General features: G+C 32.2%; 21 protein-coding genes. 9 read left to right on the top strand and 12 right to left on the bottom strand.

The features are described 5' to 3' along the window. Window positions 1–164: 164 nt before the first annotated feature. Window positions 165–2,054 carry a molecular chaperone HtpG gene (gene htpG, locus T1L09_RS01090; protein ID WP_322549094.1) on the bottom strand — a complete coding sequence of 630 codons (1,890 nt, stop codon included), beginning with the start codon at window positions 2,052–2,054 and terminating at the stop codon, window positions 165–167. A 139-nt stretch (window positions 2,055–2,193) separates the two neighbouring features. After that, a complete protein-coding gene (locus T1L09_RS01085) occupies window positions 2,194–2,793 on the bottom strand; it encodes a hypothetical protein (protein WP_322549093.1) in 600 nt (199 codons plus the stop codon). A 262-nt stretch (window positions 2,794–3,055) separates the two neighbouring features. Between T1L09_RS01085 and T1L09_RS01080 the strand changes: the two genes are divergently transcribed. From T1L09_RS01080 to T1L09_RS01070, 3 genes are read left to right on the top strand one after another with little or no spacing between them, the layout of a single operon-like run. Further along, a complete protein-coding gene (locus T1L09_RS01080) occupies window positions 3,056–3,529 on the top strand; it encodes a lipocalin family protein (RefSeq protein WP_322549092.1) in 474 nt (157 codons plus the stop codon). 28 nt (window positions 3,530–3,557) lie between these two features. Further along, on the top strand, window positions 3,558–4,253 hold the full coding sequence (locus T1L09_RS01075; RefSeq protein WP_322549091.1) for a YiaD family glycine zipper/OmpA-like lipoprotein: 696 nt from the start codon (window positions 3,558–3,560) through the stop codon (window positions 4,251–4,253). 31 nt (window positions 4,254–4,284) lie between these two features. Next, window positions 4,285–5,205, top strand: coding sequence for an ABC transporter ATP-binding protein (locus T1L09_RS01070; RefSeq protein ID WP_322549090.1), 921 nt, complete (start codon window positions 4,285–4,287; stop codon window positions 5,203–5,205). A 48-nt stretch (window positions 5,206–5,253) separates the two neighbouring features. Here T1L09_RS01070 and T1L09_RS01065 read toward each other — a convergent pair whose 3' ends face one another. Beyond that, window positions 5,254–7,668 carry a prolyl oligopeptidase family serine peptidase gene (locus T1L09_RS01065; protein WP_322549089.1) on the bottom strand — a complete coding sequence of 805 codons (2,415 nt, stop codon included), beginning with the start codon at window positions 7,666–7,668 and terminating at the stop codon, window positions 5,254–5,256. Window positions 7,669–7,889: 221 nt separating this feature from the next. Between T1L09_RS01065 and T1L09_RS01060 the strand changes: the two genes are divergently transcribed. Further along, on the top strand, window positions 7,890–8,324 hold the full coding sequence (locus tag T1L09_RS01060; RefSeq protein ID WP_322549088.1) for a c-type cytochrome: 435 nt from the start codon (window positions 7,890–7,892) through the stop codon (window positions 8,322–8,324). A 137-nt stretch (window positions 8,325–8,461) separates the two neighbouring features. Continuing rightward, on the top strand, window positions 8,462–9,469 hold the full coding sequence (locus tag T1L09_RS01055) for a 3-oxoacyl-ACP synthase III family protein (protein WP_322549087.1): 1,008 nt from the start codon (window positions 8,462–8,464) through the stop codon (window positions 9,467–9,469). A gap of 223 nt (window positions 9,470–9,692) precedes the next feature. Here the strand turns inward: T1L09_RS01055 and T1L09_RS01050 are convergent, their stop codons facing one another. From T1L09_RS01050 to T1L09_RS01020, 7 genes are all read right to left on the bottom strand, one after another. Next, a complete protein-coding gene (locus T1L09_RS01050) occupies window positions 9,693–10,724 on the bottom strand; it encodes a TQO small subunit DoxD (protein ID WP_322549086.1) in 1,032 nt (343 codons plus the stop codon). Window positions 10,725–10,759: 35 nt separating this feature from the next. Then, entirely contained in the window at window positions 10,760–11,230 is a 471-nt protein-coding gene (locus T1L09_RS01045; RefSeq protein ID WP_322549085.1) for a hypothetical protein, read from the bottom strand. A gap of 341 nt (window positions 11,231–11,571) precedes the next feature. Beyond that, window positions 11,572–11,823 (bottom strand): type II toxin-antitoxin system ParD family antitoxin, encoded by a 252-nt coding sequence (locus T1L09_RS01040; protein WP_322549084.1) that lies wholly within the window; start codon window positions 11,821–11,823, stop codon window positions 11,572–11,574. A gap of 74 nt (window positions 11,824–11,897) precedes the next feature. After that, window positions 11,898–12,446, bottom strand: a complete 549-nt coding sequence (locus T1L09_RS01035; protein ID WP_322549083.1) for an alpha/beta hydrolase — start codon at window positions 12,444–12,446, stop codon at window positions 11,898–11,900. Window positions 12,447–12,456: 10 nt separating this feature from the next. After that, window positions 12,457–13,173: an AAA family ATPase gene (locus T1L09_RS01030; protein ID WP_322549082.1), complete on the bottom strand. Its 717-nt coding sequence runs from the start codon at window positions 13,171–13,173 to the stop codon at window positions 12,457–12,459. An 89-nt stretch (window positions 13,174–13,262) separates the two neighbouring features. Then, window positions 13,263–13,679: a lipocalin family protein gene (locus T1L09_RS01025; RefSeq protein ID WP_322549081.1), complete on the bottom strand. Its 417-nt coding sequence runs from the start codon at window positions 13,677–13,679 to the stop codon at window positions 13,263–13,265. A gap of 61 nt (window positions 13,680–13,740) precedes the next feature. Further along, window positions 13,741–13,944 (bottom strand): hypothetical protein, encoded by a 204-nt coding sequence (locus T1L09_RS01020; protein WP_322549080.1) that lies wholly within the window; start codon window positions 13,942–13,944, stop codon window positions 13,741–13,743. Window positions 13,945–14,094: 150 nt separating this feature from the next. Between T1L09_RS01020 and T1L09_RS01015 the strand changes: the two genes are divergently transcribed. After that, window positions 14,095–15,531: a leucyl aminopeptidase family protein gene (locus T1L09_RS01015; RefSeq protein WP_322549079.1), complete on the top strand. Its 1,437-nt coding sequence runs from the start codon at window positions 14,095–14,097 to the stop codon at window positions 15,529–15,531. Between the two features lie 76 nt (window positions 15,532–15,607). Here the strand turns inward: T1L09_RS01015 and T1L09_RS01010 are convergent, their stop codons facing one another. After that, on the bottom strand, window positions 15,608–15,943 hold the full coding sequence (locus T1L09_RS01010; protein WP_322549078.1) for a 7(1) septoil knot domain-containing protein: 336 nt from the start codon (window positions 15,941–15,943) through the stop codon (window positions 15,608–15,610). A gap of 347 nt (window positions 15,944–16,290) precedes the next feature. On the opposite strand from T1L09_RS01010, the gene T1L09_RS01005 reads away from it, so the two are divergent. The 3 genes from T1L09_RS01005 to T1L09_RS00995 all read left to right on the top strand — a co-directional run bounded on the left by T1L09_RS01005 (window position 16,291) and on the right by T1L09_RS00995 (window position 18,543). Further along, window positions 16,291–16,509 carry a tyrosine-type recombinase/integrase gene (locus T1L09_RS01005; protein WP_322549077.1) on the top strand — a complete coding sequence of 73 codons (219 nt, stop codon included), beginning with the start codon at window positions 16,291–16,293 and terminating at the stop codon, window positions 16,507–16,509. Between the two features lie 174 nt (window positions 16,510–16,683). After that, window positions 16,684–17,772, top strand: a complete 1,089-nt coding sequence (locus T1L09_RS01000) for a Fic family protein (RefSeq protein WP_322549076.1) — start codon at window positions 16,684–16,686, stop codon at window positions 17,770–17,772. Between the two features lie 306 nt (window positions 17,773–18,078). Continuing rightward, complete coding sequence (locus T1L09_RS00995; RefSeq protein ID WP_322549075.1) at window positions 18,079–18,543, top strand: hypothetical protein; 465 nt, start codon at window positions 18,079–18,081, stop codon at window positions 18,541–18,543. A gap of 28 nt (window positions 18,544–18,571) precedes the next feature. On the opposite strand, the gene T1L09_RS00990 is transcribed toward T1L09_RS00995, so the two are convergent. Then, the coding region (locus tag T1L09_RS00990; protein ID WP_322548914.1) for an integrase core domain-containing protein at window positions 18,572–18,895 on the bottom strand (324 nt) is incomplete at its 5' end.

The following is an 18,895-nucleotide window of genomic DNA, read 5'->3' as shown; positions in this document are numbered from 1 at the left end:
AGCGACGTTTTTTTGAAGTTTTGATTCGAAGTCAGGAGACTTCGAAGAGCGACTTCGAAGAGCGACTTCGAAGAGCGTTTAATTGCATACTGATTTTGATAAAAAAAACCTGCAAGTTTGCACTCACAGGTTTCTAAAAATCTAAGATCTAATGATCCGAAAAGTTATTTTATACTTTCAAAACTACGTTTAACAAAAGCTGTTAATTCTTCCCCTTTTAGTAAACCTTGTGAAAGTTTTGCTAAATCCAACGCTTGTTTTACCAATTTGGTTTTCGCTTCTTCGTTTTCGGTTGCCAATATTGTAGTTGCAATTTCTGAATTTGTATTGACAACTAAGTTATACATATCGGGGAAATTGCCCATGCCAAACATTCCGCCGCCCCCGCCAGAAGCACTCATTTCCTTCATTCTTCTCATAAATTCAGGTTGAGTGATCATAAAAGGAGCTGCTTTGCTGTCTAAGTTTTCTAGCTGAACCGTATACTTTTCTTTTGGGACTAACGCTTCTAAAACCGTTTTTAATTTTTCTTTTTCTTCGTCTGATAATTTTGAACTCGTTTCTTCCTCCTTCTGAATTAACTTGTCAATAAAATCGGCATCGACACGAGCAAAAGTTAAGTTTTCATTATCCGATTCTAATTTCTGTACTAAATGTGAAATAATTGGAGAATCTAATAAAATTACTTGATAACCTTTTTCTTTTGCTATTTCAATATAACTGTGTTGTGCCTCTTTGTTAGACGCATATAAAACTACTAATTTTCCGTCTTTATCGGTTTGATTAGGAGCCAATGTTTCTTTTAATTCGGCTAACGTATAATATTTATTATCGGTTGTTGGATATAATACAAAATCCCCTGATTTTTCATAGAATTTTGGTTCTGATAGCATTCCATATTCCAAAACGATTTTGATGTCATTCCATTTCTTTTCGAAATCTTCGCGATTTTCGTTTATTAATGCTTTTAATTTATCAGCTACTTTTCTAGTGATGTAATTTGAAATTTTCTTTACATTTCCATCCGCTTGCAAATAGGAACGCGATACGTTTAATGGAATATCAGGAGAATCAATTACTCCTTTAAGCATTCCTAAAAATTCAGGAACAATTCCTTCTACATTATCCGTTACATATACTTGATTTTGATACAATTGGATTTTGTCTTTTTGCATTTGTAAATCAGCCGTTATTTTCGGGAAATATAAAATTCCTGTCAAATTAAATGGATAATCTACATTTAGGTGAATGTTGAAAAGCGGTTCTTCAAATTGCATTGGATACAATTCGTGGTAGAACGTTTTATAATCTTCATCCTTTAAATCTACTGGAAGTTTGGTCCAAGCTGGATTTGGATTGTTGATAATATTATCAACTTCTACAAATTCTGTTTTATAGTCTTCGGGTGCATCTTCTGGTTTTGGTAGTGCTTCTTTTTTCGTTCCAAATTTAATTGGAATCGGCATAAATTTATTATATTTTGTTAACAATTCCTTGATTCTACTTTCTTCTAAAAATTCTAGTGAATCTTCAGCAATGTGTAAAATTACTTCTGAACCTCTATCTGTTTTGTCGCTAGGAATTAATGTAAATTCCGGACTTCCGTCGCATGTCCAGTGCGCTGCTGGTTCGTCTTTGTATGATTTTGTTATGATTTCTACTTTCGAAGCCACCATAAACGCTGAATAGAAACCTAATCCAAAATGACCAATTACACCAGAATCTTTGGCAGAATCTTTGTATTTTTCTAAGAACTCTTCTGCTCCTGAAAATGCAATTTGGTTGATGTATTTTTCTACTTCTTCTGCAGACATTCCCAAACCTTGATCAATAATGTGCAGTTTTTTGCCTTCTTTGTCAATTTTAACTTCGATTACTGGATTGCCATAAACTGCATCGGTTTCGCCAATAGTTGTTAAATGTTTTAATTTTAAAGTAGCGTCTGTTGCGTTGGAAACTAATTCACGTAGAAAAATTTCGTGGTCGCTATACAAGAACTTTTTAATTAAAGGGAAGATGTTTTCTACAGAAACGTTAATTTTTCCTGATGCCATATTTTTAAATTTAAATTAAACAATTTGAATATTCTTAACTTCAAAATAGAGACCAAACTATATTAGATGACAAATTGACATAAGTAAAAACCCTAATTCACAGAAGTGAGTTAGGGTTTTTAAAAAAAGATTATTTTTTTTAATAATTTCTTATTTGGTATATAATTCCTCCCGTAACGTTATAGGTAATTCCTGTAAATGAGTTTGGCTTATTCTCGTATGCAAGACTTCCATCAAAATTATAGTGTTGTGAAATATTAAAAACTAAAGCGGTATCAAGTGCAAAATATAATCCCTTTGCAATTTTAAAACGAGGAGTTAATCCTAAAATGACATTCATAGCATTATCATTTCCTCCGTTTTTATTAAAAGGTTTAATTGTTGAAATCCCTGCGCCAGCATGTGCAATTAGATTAAAAGTTTTATCCGAATTTATTCTGTCTATTGCAGTAGAAATATTTAAAGTTCCTTGCAAAGAAATTCTAGATACATTAATGCCACTTTTTCCAAGGACCACATCGTTTACTCTAAATTTATCCGAACCAAAATCTAATTTAATACCGTAAACTTCATCAAAATCGTAAGAAACTCCAGCGCCAAAATGGGTGAACTCATTGCTACTTGGTTCAAAAACACCCGATAATCCATAATTTGCTTCAATACTATATTGTCCGTTAGAAGTATTCGTGTACAATAATGTTGTAATGAATAGTGCGAAAAATACTGATCTTTTTATCATTAGTAAGTTCTATTTTTTGTTTGTAAGTGCAAGATATATTTTTTTAATTAATTTTTAAATAAAAAGACTAACATTTCGCAGCTTATTGTCTGATATTCTTTTAAGTGTCTAATTGTATGGATTAAAGTTCTCTATTTAACCCTTCAAATAATGTTAAATTATAACATTTATATTTATTATTACAACATTCACATCTAGCTTAAAATTTACATTCTTTAGTAGTATATTTGTACTTAAATTAGTAACTAATTAAATGAATACTATGAAAAAAATAATTTTAGTTGTCTTAGTGATTTTTGCAGTGGGTTGCAAATCTAAGGAGAAAGTGGTTGGTACTAAATTAGACCGATCAACTGAAATCGCAATCAAAGGGAATTGGGTTTTGTCGTCAGTTGCTTATGAAGGTTCTGAATACATTAAAGTGACATCGTTTAACATAGCAGATTCAAAATGTTTTGAAGGAAGTGATTGGAGTTTTGTTGCGAACAACAACAAAGGTAAAATGGCTTTAAACAGTGCAAATTGTTCTACTTATGGAAGTGATATCACTTGGTATATTAATAAAGAAGGAAATTTCGTAATGAAGTTTTTAACTGAAGGCGTGAAAGCGAAACATAACACTTCAGGATATATTTTGAATGTAAATGTGCAGTCAAAAGAACAGTTTCAGCTAGTTGATAAAATAAACGTGGGTAATAAAATGGTCGATGTTGTTTACCAATTCAATAAAAAATAGTTTAACAAAATAATTTAATAGAAGCAATATGAAAAAGATAGCAATTTATTTAGTAGCGATAATTTTTACTTCAAGTTCAATCTTAACTGGTTGTCAAGCGGTTAAAAATACAAATAAAACACAAAGAGGTGCCGCTATAGGTGCTGTCGGCGGTGGTATTTTAGGTGCTGTTCTTGGGAATAATTTAGGTAAAGGTGGCAATGGCGCTTTAGGAGCAGTTTTAGGAACAGTAGTTGGTGGAGTTGCTGGTGGTGTAATTGGAAACAAGATGGACAAACAAGCTCGTGAGATAAAAGAAGCTTTGCCAGGTGCAGAAGTAGAAAGAGTAGGAGAAGGTATCCGTTTAGTTTTGGGTGAAAATTCTGTAAATTTTGATTTTAACAAAGCTAATTTAACGTCGAAAGCAAAACAAAATTTAGATAAATTGGTTCCAGTTTTGAAAAGTTACGCAGATACAGATATAAAAATTTATGGTTTTACAGATAGTAAAGGTGCAGATGATTATAATCTAAATTTATCGACCCAAAGAGCAGCAGCAGTTAAAAATTATTTAGCGACAAAAGGATTAGTTACTGGAAGATTCTCTGTTGTAGGATTAGGTGAAGCTGAACCACTTGCTACAAATGATACAGAAGCAGGAAGAGCTCAAAACAGAAGAGTTGAGTTTGCTATTGTTGCCAATGAAAAAATGGTTCAAGATGCAGAAAAAGAAGCAGGGAAATAAATAGCTTTTCGTTATAGATTTGATATAAGTAATGTTACAACTACAAAACATAAATTTCTGCTATCAAGAAAAGAAAATTATTGAAAACCTCAATTTTTCTTTGGAGAAGTCGAAACATTTAGCAATAATTGGTGAAAGTGGTTGCGGAAAAAGTACTTTGTTAAAGCTTATTTATGGTTTGTATGACTTAAATGAAGGGCATATCTTTTGGAACGATATTGAGGTTTTAGGACCAAAATACAATTTAGTTCCAGGTATGCCCTTTATTAAATATTTGGCACAAGATTTTGATTTAATGCCATTTATAACAGTTGCAGAAAATGTTGGTAAATATCTTTCTAACTTTTTCCCAAAAGCAAAACAGGAAAGAATTGAAGAATTACTTGCGCTAGTTGAAATGACAGAATATGCCAACGTAAAAGCCAAATTGCTTAGCGGTGGGCAAATGCAAAGAGTAGCTTTAGCCAGAGTTTTAGCTTTAGAACCTGAGATTTTATTGCTAGACGAACCTTTTAGTCATATTGATAATTTTAGAAAAAATAGCCTTCGTAGAAATTTGTTTGCTTATTTGAAGAAGCAAAATATTACTTGCATCGTTGCCACACACGACAGTACTGATGTTTTAGCTTTTGCAGATGAAGTTTTAATTGTAAGACACGGCGCCGTAATCGAAAGCGGTTCACCTAAAGTGATTTATAGTCATCCTAAAAATAAATACATTGCTTCTCTTTTTGGTGATGTAAATGAATTTGTTTTTGAAGGGAAATTAAACTTAATTTATCCGCATCAATTTAAAGTTGTGGAAACGTCGGATTTAAAAGTTAGGCTCTTGAATTCTTATTTCAGAGGGAGTCATTATTTAATGGAAGCTGAATTTGAAAATCAAAAGGTATTTTTCGAAAGTGAACATCAAATACCAATTGGAAGTTTAATTTGTCTTAAAATAAAATAGCCCTTTAGTGTTGAAACTAAAGGGCTATTTCTTTCTAAGGTGTCATTCTTAATTTTTAAGATATTTTTCTAAGAATTGATCTTGTTCCCAAAGTAAATGTAAGATATTATCTTTCGCCGCATAACCGTGCGATTCTTTAGGCAAAATTACCATTCTAACTGGTGCGCCTAAATTCTTCAACGCCTGGAAATAACGCTCCGTCTGAAGTGTAAAAGTTCCTGGGTTGTTGTCCGCTTCACCGTGTGTTAATAACAGTGGTGTTTTCATTTTGTCTGCATTCATAAAAGGCGACATAGTGTTGTAAATTCCTGGAACATCCCAATAATTACGTTGCTCACTTTGGAACCCGAAGGGAGTCAATGTTCTGTTATAGGCGCCACTTCTTGCAATTCCACACGCAAATAAATTAGAATGTGTCAATAAGTTTGCCGTCATAAATGCACCATAAGAATGTCCTCCTACAGCTACTTTTTTACGATTAATAAAACCTAATTGGTCTACCGCATCAATCGCAGCTTCCGCATTAGCGACTAATTGCGGAATAAAAGTATCATTTGGTTCCGTGGTTCCTTCCCCAATTATAGGGAAAGCAGCATCGTCTAAAACAGCATAACCTTTGGTTACCCAGTAAATAAAGGATCCATAGCTTGGAAATGTAAATTCATTAGAATTTTTGTCGCTTTGTCCGGCAGAATTTCTGTCTTTATATTCCGCAGGATATGCCCAAATTAATAGGGGTAATTTTTTATCTTTTTTCACTCGATCATATCCTTCGGGTAAATATAAAGTTCCTGAAAGTTCAACACCGTCGTTACGTTTGTATTTTATTACTTCTTTGTAAACATTTTTTAAACTCTCAAACGGATTTTTGAAATCGGTAATTTGTGTTAGTTTGTTTTTAGATTTAATGTTTCTAAAGAAGTAATTTGGATATTCATTTTTAGATTGAATCATCACCAAAACTTCTCCTTTTTTGATGTCTTCAATTGATAGTAAATCTTCTTTTTTATCCTTCATTTTAGAAGTATATAAGCGATTTTTTTTAGACGTGTTCAAATCCATCTCATCAATAAACGGGAATTGACCTTCTTTGGTAAATCCAGAACCTATTAAATAGGCTTTGTTATTTTCTACTGCAATTGCATAACGACCATATTGATTTTTTTTCATTTCAAAATTTCCAGGATCTGAATAAATATCTTGTGAATTTCTATCTTCAATAATTTTTGGCGCAATTGCTAAATTTGAAGGATTAAATAAATAAGATTTGGTATTTCTAGTATCATACCAAGAATCCGATACAATAGCGATATTTTCGTTTGCCCACATAATTCCGGCATAACGTTGTTGCGTTTTTACTAAACTTGTTGGACTAGCAGAAAAAGGCGCTTCCCACAAAAATACTTCATCTCTAAAAGCTACTTTTTTTGATTGATCACCTTCATCTAAAGCCGCTACAAAATATAAAGTTGCTGGTTTGTCAGCTCTCCATCCCATACTTCTTTTTCCTGTTCGTACAGAAGAAAATCCTTTTGGCATAATTTCAGTTAACGGCACTTCGTTTACTACTTTTACTTCTTTTCCATTTAAATCGTATACTACAGATTTTTGAGGAAAACGGCTTAGCGGAACGATGTATGAATAAGGTTTTTGAATTGTAGTAATCATCAAATAATTTCCATCTGGTGAAAAACTCTCACCCGCATAAATGTCTGCTGATTTGAATAATTTTGACATTCCATCAATCGAAACTTGATGCAATTCGGAAGTCACCATCACATCAAAATTAGCTTCATCTGATTTGTTTTTTAATAAATCTTGATACGTTCTGTTTTGTGATTTTGAACCATCACTTACGGATACTATTGGGCCTTTTGGTAGGTCTGTTTTTTGATTAATCAAGGCAGGACGATTAGCAGGTAAAATTTTTACCAATAGCGTTTCATTATCCTTCATCCAACTATATGGACTTCCTAAATTTGCATTCAAATTATCAGCTGTAATCTTTTTTGCTGAAAAGTTTGCTATATCAATAATCCATAATTCCACACCTTTTAAGGTAGTGTTTGTAAAAGCGATTTTCTTTTCGTTTGGCGACCAAGAAACATTTGTAATTAATGCATTAGTCGGTAAACCTATAACTTGAACGGGTTCTTTATCTTTAATTTTTCTAATTTTTAAATTATTGATATAGGTTACCGTGCTAGAAATATTAGTAATTGGATTAATACGTAGACCACCTAAACGCATTTCATCTTGACTCAAGTCTTCTAATGTTTTGTAGGTATTTCGGTAGCTTAATAGCATAAATTCTTTTTTAGAATCCATGCTAACCGATGGCGCTCTCTCGAAATCGGCTAAAGCTAATATTTCCGATGATGGCTTTTGATAGGTTACGTTTTCTTGTGCGAAAGAAAAGCCTCCGAATAACAAAAGAATTAGAAATGTTTGTTTTTTGATCATAAGTTATAGTTCATAAAATTAAAGCAACTAAATTACATTTAATATCGTCATCCAAAAAATGCTTTAGTGTTAATTATTTCGTAAAATAAACCAAGTTAGAACATAGTGATAGTAATACAATTCATCTCTTAGGCTGTTTTTTATAATTTAAAATGATAATTGTCAGGCGATGCTTTTTTAGTGTATTGTACTTTTGCTCTTCAAAAAATAAAATAACAAAAATGAAAAACTTAACCTATTTCGTTGCATTTTTATTGCTTTCCACTTTTGTTCTATCTTCCTTTTCTAAAAAGGAGTATACAGCATACGAAAATCGCGTTTTCTTTCAAGATCTTACCAATGGCAAAATTCAATATGAAAGACATTGCCTAATGTGTCATAAAGAAAATGGGGAAGGAGCGGCCAAGAGTTTTCCACCCTTAGCAAAATCAGATTATTTAAACGCTGATCCTGAACGAGCGATTCGTATAGTGCTATATGGTTTGTATGAACCAATCGTTGTAAACGGCAAACCTTATGAAAATTATATGATTCCTCATAAAGATTTATCAGACAAAGATATCGCAGATATCTTAACTTATGTATATGGAAGTTGGGGAAATAATAAAACCAAAATCACACCCGAAATGGTTAAAAAACAACGCACAAAAAAGTAATTATTTGTGCGATTATTGCATAGTGTTAAAGTGCTACTTTTTTAACAAATTAATAATTAAATGCTAATTTTTAAAAAATTAGCCTCTTAAATTATTAATTTGTTATTTTTGTACACAGAATTTAATAAATTGACAGTATGTACCATTCAAAAATAACAGGATTAGGGTATTATGTTCCTGATAATATAGTTACCAACGATCATTTGGCTGAAATTATGGAAACAAATGACGAGTGGATTCAGGAACGTACCGGAATTCAAGAACGCCGTCACATAATTAGAGGTGAAGACACAACGACTTCAATGGGCGTTAAAGCGGCAGAAATTGCCATTGAGCGTTCTGGAGTTGCGAAAGATGATATCGATTTTATCATTTTTGCCACGTTGAGCCCCGATTATTATTTTCCAGGTCCAGGCGTTTTAGTACAACGCGATTTAGGTTTAAGAACTGTTGGTGCTTTAGACGTTCGTAATCAATGTTCGGGATTTGTCTATGCGATTTCGATTGCCGATCAATACATCAAAACCGGAATGTATAAAAACATTCTAGTAATTGGTTCCGAAGTGCATTCTACAGGACTAGATATGACAACGCGTGGAAGAGGCGTTTCAGTAATTTTTGGTGATGGAGCAGGAGCAGCAGTGCTTTCAAGAGAAGAAGATTTGTCAAAAGGAATTTTATCTACTCATTTACATTCAGAAGGGCAACACGCAGAAGAATTGTCATTAATCGCACCCGGAATGGGAAAACGTTGGGTAACCGACATCATTGCAGATAATGATCCAAACGATGAAAGTTATTTCCCTTATATGAACGGCCAATTTGTGTTTAAAAACGCAGTAGTTCGTTTCAGCGAAGTAATAAATGAAGGGTTGAAAGCTAATAATTTAGAAGTTTCAGACATCAATATGTTGGTGCCGCATCAGGCAAATTTGAGAATATCGCAATTCATCCAAAGCAAATTTAAATTAACGGATGACCAAGTATACAACAACATTCAAAAATACGGTAACACCACAGCCGCCTCTATTCCAATTGCTTTAACCGAAACTTGGGAACAAGGCAAAATCAAATCGGGCGATTTAGTAGTTTTAGCTGCTTTCGGCTCGGGATTTACTTGGGGAAGTGTTATCATCAGATGGTAAAACAAATTTAGAATTTAGAAGTCTCAATTTAGAAATAAAACAGAAAAGCGTCCTGAAATTAATCAGAGCGCTTTTTTTTTGGAGCTATTTCCAGCTGTCCATTCTATCTTTTTTTAGAACGAACAGGTTTTTGAAACCTGTTCGTTCTAAAAAAAGGATGCCATTCCCATCTGGGCTAGGGCTGTAGTTTTCAATACTAATTTAGTAGTCAATTGCTGTTTAATTACTTTACCATTTGAATTTCCTCAGACCAAGTAGTTCCACTAATATCGGTTAAAATTACTTTGTGAGTTCCTTCCGGTAAATTCGCTAATTTTTCATCGGTAATCGTTAAAACAGCTTTTGCACCTAACGGAATAATTAAACTATGTTTTCCGCTTTTTATTTTCGCCACATAACGATTTGCAATGTTTTCAACAGGAAAAGTAGCTAATTCGTTTTGATCTAATGCTAAAATCGTGTTGTCTTTGCTGTCCACTACTTTAATTCCGATTAAGAACGAACCGTAAACATCGGCGCCTTCTACTCTAAAAATCTGAAAGGACAGTTGGTCATTTGTTAGTTTCGCATCGCTAATTTCAACCTTTGGTTTCACGGATTTATTATGTAATGTTCCCCAAACGCCACCGTGAAAATGTTGGTTGGTAAACAAAGTCAATGCTAAAATCGCTATGGCACCACCAAAAACAACCTTATGTAAAACGTTGAATTCTATTGGTAAAATCCCAGAACCAAACCAATTGAATAGTTTATGTTTAGTGATTTTAGCATTTCTCTTTTGTAATAAATAATCGATAGAATACTTACCACTTCCAGATAAAAACATTGTAAATCCTCCGGCAACTCCTAATACTCCAATTTGCCATTCGTCCAAACAAGTCGTTCCAATCCAGCCCGAACCTAACAAGATTCCCATAGCCAAACTGAAAACTCCAATATTCATTAAACGCGTGAAGAACCCGAACATTAGTAACAAACCTACAATTCCTTCAACGATTGTGAAAACTGCCATTGCCCACCAAAGTGCTTCCGGATTACTGACCAAATATTCGATCATCGGACCAATTCCTAAAGCATTTGGTAAAAAGTGATTGAATTTTTCACCAATATAACCCGCAGCTTCCGGATCCAATTTATTTTCTAAAATTAAACGACGCCAAAACGCTGAGAAATAGGTCCATCCAACAACTAAACGTAAAGTCAATGTAAAAAGTCCAGCCAAATGATAAGACTGCAATAAGTTTTTATTTTGCATTTTTTAATATTTTATAAGTAAAAGATAATTTGTTTTTAAACGATTTGAGTAGCGTTTAAATCAAATATTTTCAATCTTTTATATAAAATATAGTAAGGCGGTGTCCAGTTGGAGCCTTTATTAATTAGAAGAAATTTTGGATTTTGATTTTCTGAAGTACTAAAAAAAGCAACTGTTTTTACAACAGGAATTTTAATTTCGGCTTGCTTTTTAGTGGAAGAAGCGTTTTGTTTTTCAGAAGTATTTTGCCAAATCGCACAGAAACTACTTTGTGAAGCCGTAGTCTTAAGTGGATTTAACGGTTTTGTAGTCGCTAAACCTAATGAAGTTTCTAATTGATTTCGAACCGAACAAGGTGCCACCAATAACAACAACGCCAATAAAGGAATGGCGAATGATTTTATTTTATGGAATGCTGTTTTGTTCATTTTTTCAGAAATACTTCCGTTTTTAATTGAAGTTGTAATTATTTTTTCAAAACTATCAAATAGAAGTAAGGATACCAAATTAATTATGAAACTTTAAGATTTCATTACCAATTGTATCAAATAAATAGTTATTCTCCGATTCTATTTTTCAAATCCATCCTCGAATGCAGAATTCTGATTATTTTGATTTCGTTGGAGTTAACAATGCTATAAAAAATAATATGAAGATTTGATTTATAACCACAAATACTGTTATCTATTTCGGGATAACTTTTTCCATTTCTCTGGTTTTAGCTAGTTCTTGACAACTTTTAAGTAATTGAAAATAATAGTGGTCAGCTTGCTTTTCCGACCACACCTCATAAGTATAATTTCAGATTTCGGATAAATCAGCGATGGCTTTATTGGTTAAGAAGTATTTAGCCATTCTTTAATTTGTTGGCTTTTAACAATTGAAGATGTTTATTCGCATCAAAATGTTGCGATACACCACTTTCAATACCCTCGTTTATTGCGTTTTTTAAGACAATTATTCTGCTTTCTTCTATTTCTAACAAACGTAAGCCAGCACGAATTACTTCGCTCGCATTTTTAAATCTGCCTTTGGAAACGCTTTCGTCTACAAAATTTTCAAAATAATCACCCAATGATACTGATGTATTTCGTCCCATAATTTTATTATTTACAGTAAAGTTACCAAAATTTGGTAATTATTCAAAAGCTTAAATTGTTTTTTTGATGTTTGTTAACTTTTCAATAGCAACTGCTCAATAATTTGATTGCAAATAATTGTTGCAATTTCCTTCTTCTGATAAAACTCGTGATTTTCGTTTGGGAAGAGATTTTCTTTTAAATCGAGGTTATCGAACCAGTTATCATCTGGTTTAAATTTGTCATTTTCTCCGAAATATAAGGTAATCATTGCGGATGGTTTTTGCGTTTCATAGCGCAAGCGGGTTGAAGAAATGGCGATCAAGTTTTCAATTTTTAAACCCGAATTTGTCGCTTTCCATCCAATAAGTCCACCAATACTAAAACCTAAAATAGTTACAGTTTGTGTTTCTTCTTGCGATAACTTTTCAACAGCTATTTCAATGCCACCGTTTACAAATTGCTGGTGCAAGTTTTCTTCCGAATATATGGTTTTATCAACGTTTCCCAATTCACAACAGTCGTAATATTTTAACTCGAAACGTTCTTTTAAGATGTCTGTATAAAAACAAACCCAATCCGATTTTTCTTTTCCCCACAAATCGGAAAGCAATAAAAGTCTCGGTTTTTTGTTGGCATTCATAACAACATAATTAGTCTTGTTTTTCGTCTTTCTCTAACTTTTCGATTAATGTAGCTTTCACTATAGTAAAAGCATAATCTTTAGCTTCGGCATAAGAAACACCATATTTACGATCGATATTTTGCATTTCGGACGGAAAAGAAGCCAATAATTTATCGTAATAACTGTCTAATATTTCGGTTGAAGGCATTTCGAAATTTACACGCAATTGAAATCTTCTCATTAGAGCTGTGTCAATTACTTCCGGATGATTCGTGGCACAAATTAGCAGAGCATTTTTTGGATAATAATCCATCATTTGAATGATCGTATTCACCAATCTTCTCATTTCGCCTACATCTTTATCATCGCTTCCTCTAGATTTTCCAATTTGATCAAATTCATCTAAAAAAAGTACGGCTTTTTCTCTTCCGGCTTTATCAAAAACTTGTTTTAGATTTTGAGAAGTTTCGCCAATTCTAGAACTTACCACATTGCTTAAATTCAGAATTACAATGGGTTTCCCAATAGCATTTGCAATAGCTTTTGCCGTAGTAGTTTTTCCACAACCCGAATTTCCTTGCAACAGTATTTTGTTGTTTACGGGCAGTCCAAATTGGGTCAGTTGATCTACATATTTGTGTTCCTTAATAAGCTGTTGAATGCTTTTTTGATTGTGTTCGTTCAGGAAAACGTCAGCTAAAGAAACAATTTCCTTGTCGTTAATGATTAAATTATATAGCTCCATTAATGTAGTTGTGTAATTTTGCACGAATTTAAGCAATAAACCTGAATTAATGCTTTAATTTTCTGTTACGACTAATACAAGCCATTTTATTATTTAGCTTTTTTATAGGCTTCACGAATGTCGCCATCAACTAATAATAGTTCATCATTAGTTAGTTTTTCAATCGTTTGCACAATCGTATCCGTCGAAGTAGTTTTATTACCAATGCTTTCCACAATGAAAGTGATTTTATTGTCTTTTACAGACCAACTTTTATAGAGAAGCGTCTCCATATTATCCGATTTTGCGGTTCCATCTTCAAATAACGTAAAATGCAAAGCGGATGGTGAAGTATCTTTCCAAGAGCCAACTAATAATTGTTCAGCAGCGGTTGGTTTTTCTAATTCTACTGTTTCTTCGTCAATTTCAATGCTTTTGTGCTCATCTTTACAAGCGTTTAAGACCAATAGTGCTAGGGTTAAAAATGAAATTTGAAGTAATTTGGATTTAATATTTAGGTTTTTCATTTGTTGTTTTTTGATAAATAACATTTTTAAATAAGTTCGAATGTAATGTCAAACTGCTATTTTATTGATTCTCCCTTTTTTCTTTTCTTTTTAAGGTGAAATAATTCCATATTCCCATAAATACTCCAAAAAATACAATTTGAAATATTATTTTCTTAGGATTAAGAGCTAGTCCTTCAAAATAATCGAATGCTCCCATAATTAAAGCAAACATTACACCAGAAATTAGTCCAGAAAGAATTGCTGATTTAGTTAGTTTATTCATATTTTTATTATTGTACTGTTACCTATTATTTGTCAAAAGTAAGCGATTTTAAAGCATTTGCCAACATAAAATAGTTTTAAAAAACACATCTGATTCAGATTTTGTATCTTTGGGCTAAATAAAAAATAATCATAAAACATAATTTAAAAAATGGTAAACAATTATTTGAAAGTGAATTTCGTATCCTTCGAAAATAAAGAAAAAGTTCCTGCAAATGCTGATATTCTTGAGTTAATTGTAAAAAAAGAACAACTAAGTGGTTTTGGTTTCCAGAAATCTACAGGTGAAAGCATTGAGAAAGCGTTTGCGAAAAATCAAACTAAGGTCGTTTTAACACACGGGGAACAACGCAATTTTTTCATAAGTACGCCAAAAATTGAATTGGAAACCCTTCGTTTAGCAGGAGCTTCACTATTTGCTTCTTTAAAGAAAGAAGAAGTATTTAGTTCAGTAATTAACGGATTAGCAGCACTTTCTAAAAAAGAGCGCTATGCTTTTTTAGAGGGGTTGTATTTAAGTAGTTATGATTTCAACAAATATAAAAAGGATAAAAACGAAGATATCTACACAATTTATATTGCTTCAAAAGATTTTTCTGCACAACAATTGTCGGAATTACAGACTTTGGTGGAAGTTGTTTCGATGACTAAGTCATTAGTGAATGAGCCTTTAAATTATTTAGATGCTTTGAAGTTTTCAGAATTGGCAACGGAAGCGGGAAAAAAATATGGTTTTGAAACGGAAATTTTACACAAAGAAAAAATCCAAGAATTAAAAATGGGCGGACTTCTAAGTGTGAATTTAGGATCGGATACACCTCCAACATTTAATGTTTTTCATTACAAACCAGCAAACGCTATTAATAAAAAACCATTAGTTTTAGTAGGAAAGGGCGTAATGTTTGATACGGGAGGTTATTCTTTAAAAGTAGGAGGTTCAATGCCAGGAATGAAATCGGATATGGCTGGTGGAGCTGCAGTTGTAGGATTACTTGCGGCAGTTGCTGGTAATAATTTACCTTATCATATTATTGGGTTAGTTCCGGCAACCGATAATAAAATTGCATCAAATGCTCTAGTGGTGGATGATGTAATTACGATGATGGATGGCACAACAGTGGAAGTTTTAAATACAGATGCTGAAGGACGTTTGGTTTTAGGTGATGCGTTAACGTATGCGAAACAATTTGATCCAGAATTAGTGATTGACATTGCAACTCTTACAGGAGCTTCAGCGGCAATAACGGGAGCTTTTGGAATAGCAATGGCTGGAAATGCGGATGAAGCTATTGCAGATTTGAAAAATGCTGGTGAAGTAGTTTACGAAAGATTATTACAAATGCCTTTATGGAATGAATTTGCAGATTTATTGAAATCGGATATTGCAGATTTGAAAAATATCGGCGGACCAACAGGAGGAGTGAGTACTTCGTCTAAATTCTTGGAACATTTTACCGCTTATCCTTGGGTGCATTTAGACATTGCTGGAGCAGCATTTATAAGTGATTCAAAAGGATACAAACAAAGCGGTGGAACGGGAGTTTCCATTCGTTTGATTTATGAATTTATTAAAAATAAGTGTTCTTAATAATTTTAGAAATTATTTTAATATAGAATAGCCTCTTTTTTAGAGGCTTTTTATTTGATTGTTGTTTATGTAAAATTTAATACAATAGGCTTTTCTTCGAAGCTTTTTTCCAACCGGCTTGATTTTCGTAGTCTACAAAGAAGATTTTTATATCGGCTTGGTTTTCATATTCCACGAAAAATATTTTTTTCTTAGTTTGATTTGGATACTTTGTAAAAAACCATTTACCATCATTTGTTCCTGCCTGATTTTCATATTTTACTTTAAAAACTTTTAAATCAGCTTGGTTTTCATATTTTACAACAAATACTTTTACATCAGCTTGATTGGCATAATCAACAGAATATACTTTTTGAGCAGTAGCGTAGCTAAAAGTTAAAAAAAGTGTTGTAATTATAAAGAATTGTTTCATTCCTTTGCTTTTCGATCTTAATTAATTGTTATAACTATTTGTTGTTATTTCTTCGTTATTTAAAACTTTTTTTACATTAAAGATGTAAATGAAGTAGTAATCAATTTTATTATTTAAAATATTTTATATTTTCTCCGTTATAGTAACCTATTCCGTCATTTTTAGTGAGAAATATCATTTCTTTTTCACTAATAAATTCAAACTTAGTAACTAATAAATCGATACAATAGCTCCTTGTATTTTGTGTTTTACAAGTTAATTTAGGACTTAAATATAGTTTTTTTATAAAAGTACAATCCGAATTTTTTAGGATAGAGAAACCTTTCGTACTGAAAAAATAAAGTTGATTGTTGAATTTATTGTATGTTGGTAAAATGTTGAAATTACCGTTTCCACTTTCGTTCCATTTATCACGACACAGTTTTGCAACCAATGCTTTAAACAATGGAATGCGAATAGAACACGTTAGTAAATTAATGGACCACAATGATATCAGTACAACGCAGATATATGCAAAAATCATCAGCGAAGAATTAGACAAAGCAGTTGATGATTATATTTATTAAAAAACAACGAAGGTAAATTAGAGTAAATTTTACTTCCAAAAACACATACGAAGGTAAGTTTTACGCTTTTTTACTCTCGAAAACCATTTTGAAGGTAATTTTTTACTATTTTTACTCTCCAAAACAAAACGAAGGTAAATAATTCTAAAATTGACTTTCATAAACACAAAGAGTATGAATGCAAATTATAATCCAGAAAAACCGTATAACGAACTACCGTTACTGCCACCAAATACCGATTTAGAATCTAAAGTAATTTTAAAAAAACTAATTACTTCCAGTAGAGCTTTATCCGAACTAAAAGGTGCGATAACCAATTTGCCCAACCCAACGCTGTTTATTGATACCATCAATTTACAAGAAGCACAAGCCAGTTCAGCAATAGAAAACATCCTTACAACCCACGACGAATTGTTTATGGCTTCCATAGCCGAAAAAAAATACGACAATCCAGCGACTAAAGAAGTAATGCATTACAAAGACGCTTTATGGTTTGGATTTCAAGAAATCGAAAAACGACCATTCTTAACGACCAATTTGTTTATCAAATTAGCACAAATCATAAAAGAAAACACAGCTTCAATAAGAAATGCACCAGGAACACAATTAAAAAATCCAGCTACAGGCACTACAATTTATACTCCACCAGAAGGAGAAAATGCCATACTTGAAAAACTAAAAAACCTAGAAGACTTCATTCATGCAGAAGATGAAATAGATCCATTAGTAAAAATGGCAATCATTCATTACCAATTTGAAGCTATACATCCATTTTTTGATGGGAATGGTAGAACCGGACGTATCATTTTATTATTGTATTTAAAAATTGCAGGACTATTAGATTTACCAGCTTTGTATATGAGTAATTACATCATTGAAAACAAAGCTGCTTACTACAACAATTTACGAAAAGTTACTGAAGAGGGAAATTGGGAAGATTGGATTCTGTACATGTTAGATATGGTCGAAGAAACAGCATTAAAAGGCAGAACACAAATCACAGCAATTGAAAATTTAATGAATATAATGGCAGCTGAAATTCAAGAAAAATTGCCAAAAGTATATTCAAAAGATTTAATAGAAGCACTATTCAGATTACCCTATACAAAAAGACAACAATTAGAAGCAGAAGGAATAGCATCACTAAAAACCATTGGAAATTATCTAATAGCTTTAGAAGGAAACGGATTCTTAAAAAGTGAAACCGTTGGAAAAGAAAAAATCTACATAAATTACCGTTTAGTAGAAATTTTGAAACAGTAAAAAGAAGCAAAATAAGACCAAAAACAAATGTTAAAATGCAAACAATAATTTGCATTGCTTTGCGTTATTTTCTTGTTAAATAATTTAAAGTCATTCCATTAGCGAATTGTTGATAAATTAATTTAAAGTCCTTTCTTGAAGGATTTTTTTTTAGTTTTAAATTAGCAAAATAGAATAATCATTATTTAATAAAAATCTAGTGGATTGGTAATTGCGTGAGATTTTAAACAATAAATTAGAACAGAGTAAGCGATAAATAAGGAAATTGAAATACTAAAAACGAACCACTAATACCAGTCAAAATACTTGAAAGCGAACCTACCTAACATTAAAACAGTACCGTTTAAGGAATACGTTACGACTACAAAAGAGCAGTCTAAAAATCAATTATTAGACATTATAATTGAAGAAGAAGTTAATGTAGAAAACTATTGTTCTGCTTTATTAAATAAAGTTTTTGACTTACCACAATCTAAATTACCTCGATTTATAAACTATCAGACAGACCTTGTACAAGATGATCTAAAATGGTTAAATAAATTTGAAAAACTATTAGCTTTAAATGAAAGCCTATTCCTTTCAGCAACGTGTTTAAGTCGTTTCAATAAAATGCATCATTACATTGAAAAGAAAAGAGACGAAGTGCAATCTATGAGAGTACAAGCAGCTAAAAAAGCAACTCCAAAAAGGCTAATAAATGCAGAAGCTGGAGACAGACATTTTTCATTCCATGAAACAAAAAAGTATGTAGATTGTACGTCTTCAAACTAAATTGGACTTTTGCTAAGAGAGTATTTAGTTAATAATTCAAAGATAAAAGATTTTTTTGATTTGTTGTTAATTTTGATTTTTGGTACTCATTTCTTCGGTTTAAAATTGTAATTTTCTTTAGTTTTTCTCTTTCTTTTAAAATCAATTCACCTCTCCCAAAATAGACATCTGCAGGAGTTAAGTTGTTTAATGATTCATGATAGCGTTCATTGTTATACCCATATACAAATTTTTCTAAAGCAGCTTCTAATTCTTCTGGAGCGAAGTAATTATCAAGTTTCACAACATTTTTCATGGTTCTGTGATAGCGTTCAATTTTTCCTTGTGTTTGCGGATGATTGGGTCTGCCATG

Origin of the sequence: Flavobacterium psychraquaticum (assembly GCF_034497725.1) — a bacterium.
GTDB classification, from domain to species: Bacteria; Bacteroidota; Bacteroidia; order Flavobacteriales; family Flavobacteriaceae; genus Flavobacterium; species Flavobacterium psychraquaticum.
Note: the sequence above shows the minus strand (reverse complement) of the source record. Positions and strands in the feature narration are given on the sequence as shown.

What these genes read in the sequence shown, in the direction of transcription:
- htpG (WP_322549094.1), bottom strand. Translation starts at nt 2,054, where the DNA reads ATGGCATCAGGAAAAATTAACGTTTCTGTAGAAAACATCTTCCCTTTA.
- T1L09_RS01085 (WP_322549093.1), bottom strand. Translation starts at nt 2,793, where the DNA reads ATGATAAAAAGATCAGTATTTTTCGCACTATTCATTACAACATTATTG.
- T1L09_RS01080 (WP_322549092.1), top strand. Translation starts at nt 3,056, where the DNA reads ATGAAAAAAATAATTTTAGTTGTCTTAGTGATTTTTGCAGTGGGTTGC.
- T1L09_RS01075 (WP_322549091.1), top strand. Translation starts at nt 3,558, where the DNA reads ATGAAAAAGATAGCAATTTATTTAGTAGCGATAATTTTTACTTCAAGT.
- T1L09_RS01070 (WP_322549090.1), top strand. Translation starts at nt 4,285, where the DNA reads ATGTTACAACTACAAAACATAAATTTCTGCTATCAAGAAAAGAAAATT.
- T1L09_RS01065 (WP_322549089.1), bottom strand. Translation starts at nt 7,668, where the DNA reads ATGATCAAAAAACAAACATTTCTAATTCTTTTGTTATTCGGAGGCTTT.
- T1L09_RS01060 (WP_322549088.1), top strand. Translation starts at nt 7,890, where the DNA reads ATGAAAAACTTAACCTATTTCGTTGCATTTTTATTGCTTTCCACTTTT.
- T1L09_RS01055 (WP_322549087.1), top strand. Translation starts at nt 8,462, where the DNA reads ATGTACCATTCAAAAATAACAGGATTAGGGTATTATGTTCCTGATAAT.
- T1L09_RS01050 (WP_322549086.1), bottom strand. Translation starts at nt 10,724, where the DNA reads ATGCAAAATAAAAACTTATTGCAGTCTTATCATTTGGCTGGACTTTTT.
- T1L09_RS01040 (WP_322549084.1), bottom strand. Translation starts at nt 11,823, where the DNA reads ATGGGACGAAATACATCAGTATCATTGGGTGATTATTTTGAAAATTTT.
- T1L09_RS01035 (WP_322549083.1), bottom strand. Translation starts at nt 12,446, where the DNA reads ATGAATGCCAACAAAAAACCGAGACTTTTATTGCTTTCCGATTTGTGG.
- T1L09_RS01030 (WP_322549082.1), bottom strand. Translation starts at nt 13,173, where the DNA reads ATGGAGCTATATAATTTAATCATTAACGACAAGGAAATTGTTTCTTTA.
- T1L09_RS01025 (WP_322549081.1), bottom strand. Translation starts at nt 13,679, where the DNA reads ATGAAAAACCTAAATATTAAATCCAAATTACTTCAAATTTCATTTTTA.
- T1L09_RS01020 (WP_322549080.1), bottom strand. Translation starts at nt 13,944, where the DNA reads ATGAATAAACTAACTAAATCAGCAATTCTTTCTGGACTAATTTCTGGT.
- T1L09_RS01015 (WP_322549079.1), top strand. Translation starts at nt 14,095, where the DNA reads ATGGTAAACAATTATTTGAAAGTGAATTTCGTATCCTTCGAAAATAAA.
- T1L09_RS01010 (WP_322549078.1), bottom strand. Translation starts at nt 15,943, where the DNA reads ATGAAACAATTCTTTATAATTACAACACTTTTTTTAACTTTTAGCTAC.
- T1L09_RS01000 (WP_322549076.1), top strand. Translation starts at nt 16,684, where the DNA reads ATGAATGCAAATTATAATCCAGAAAAACCGTATAACGAACTACCGTTA.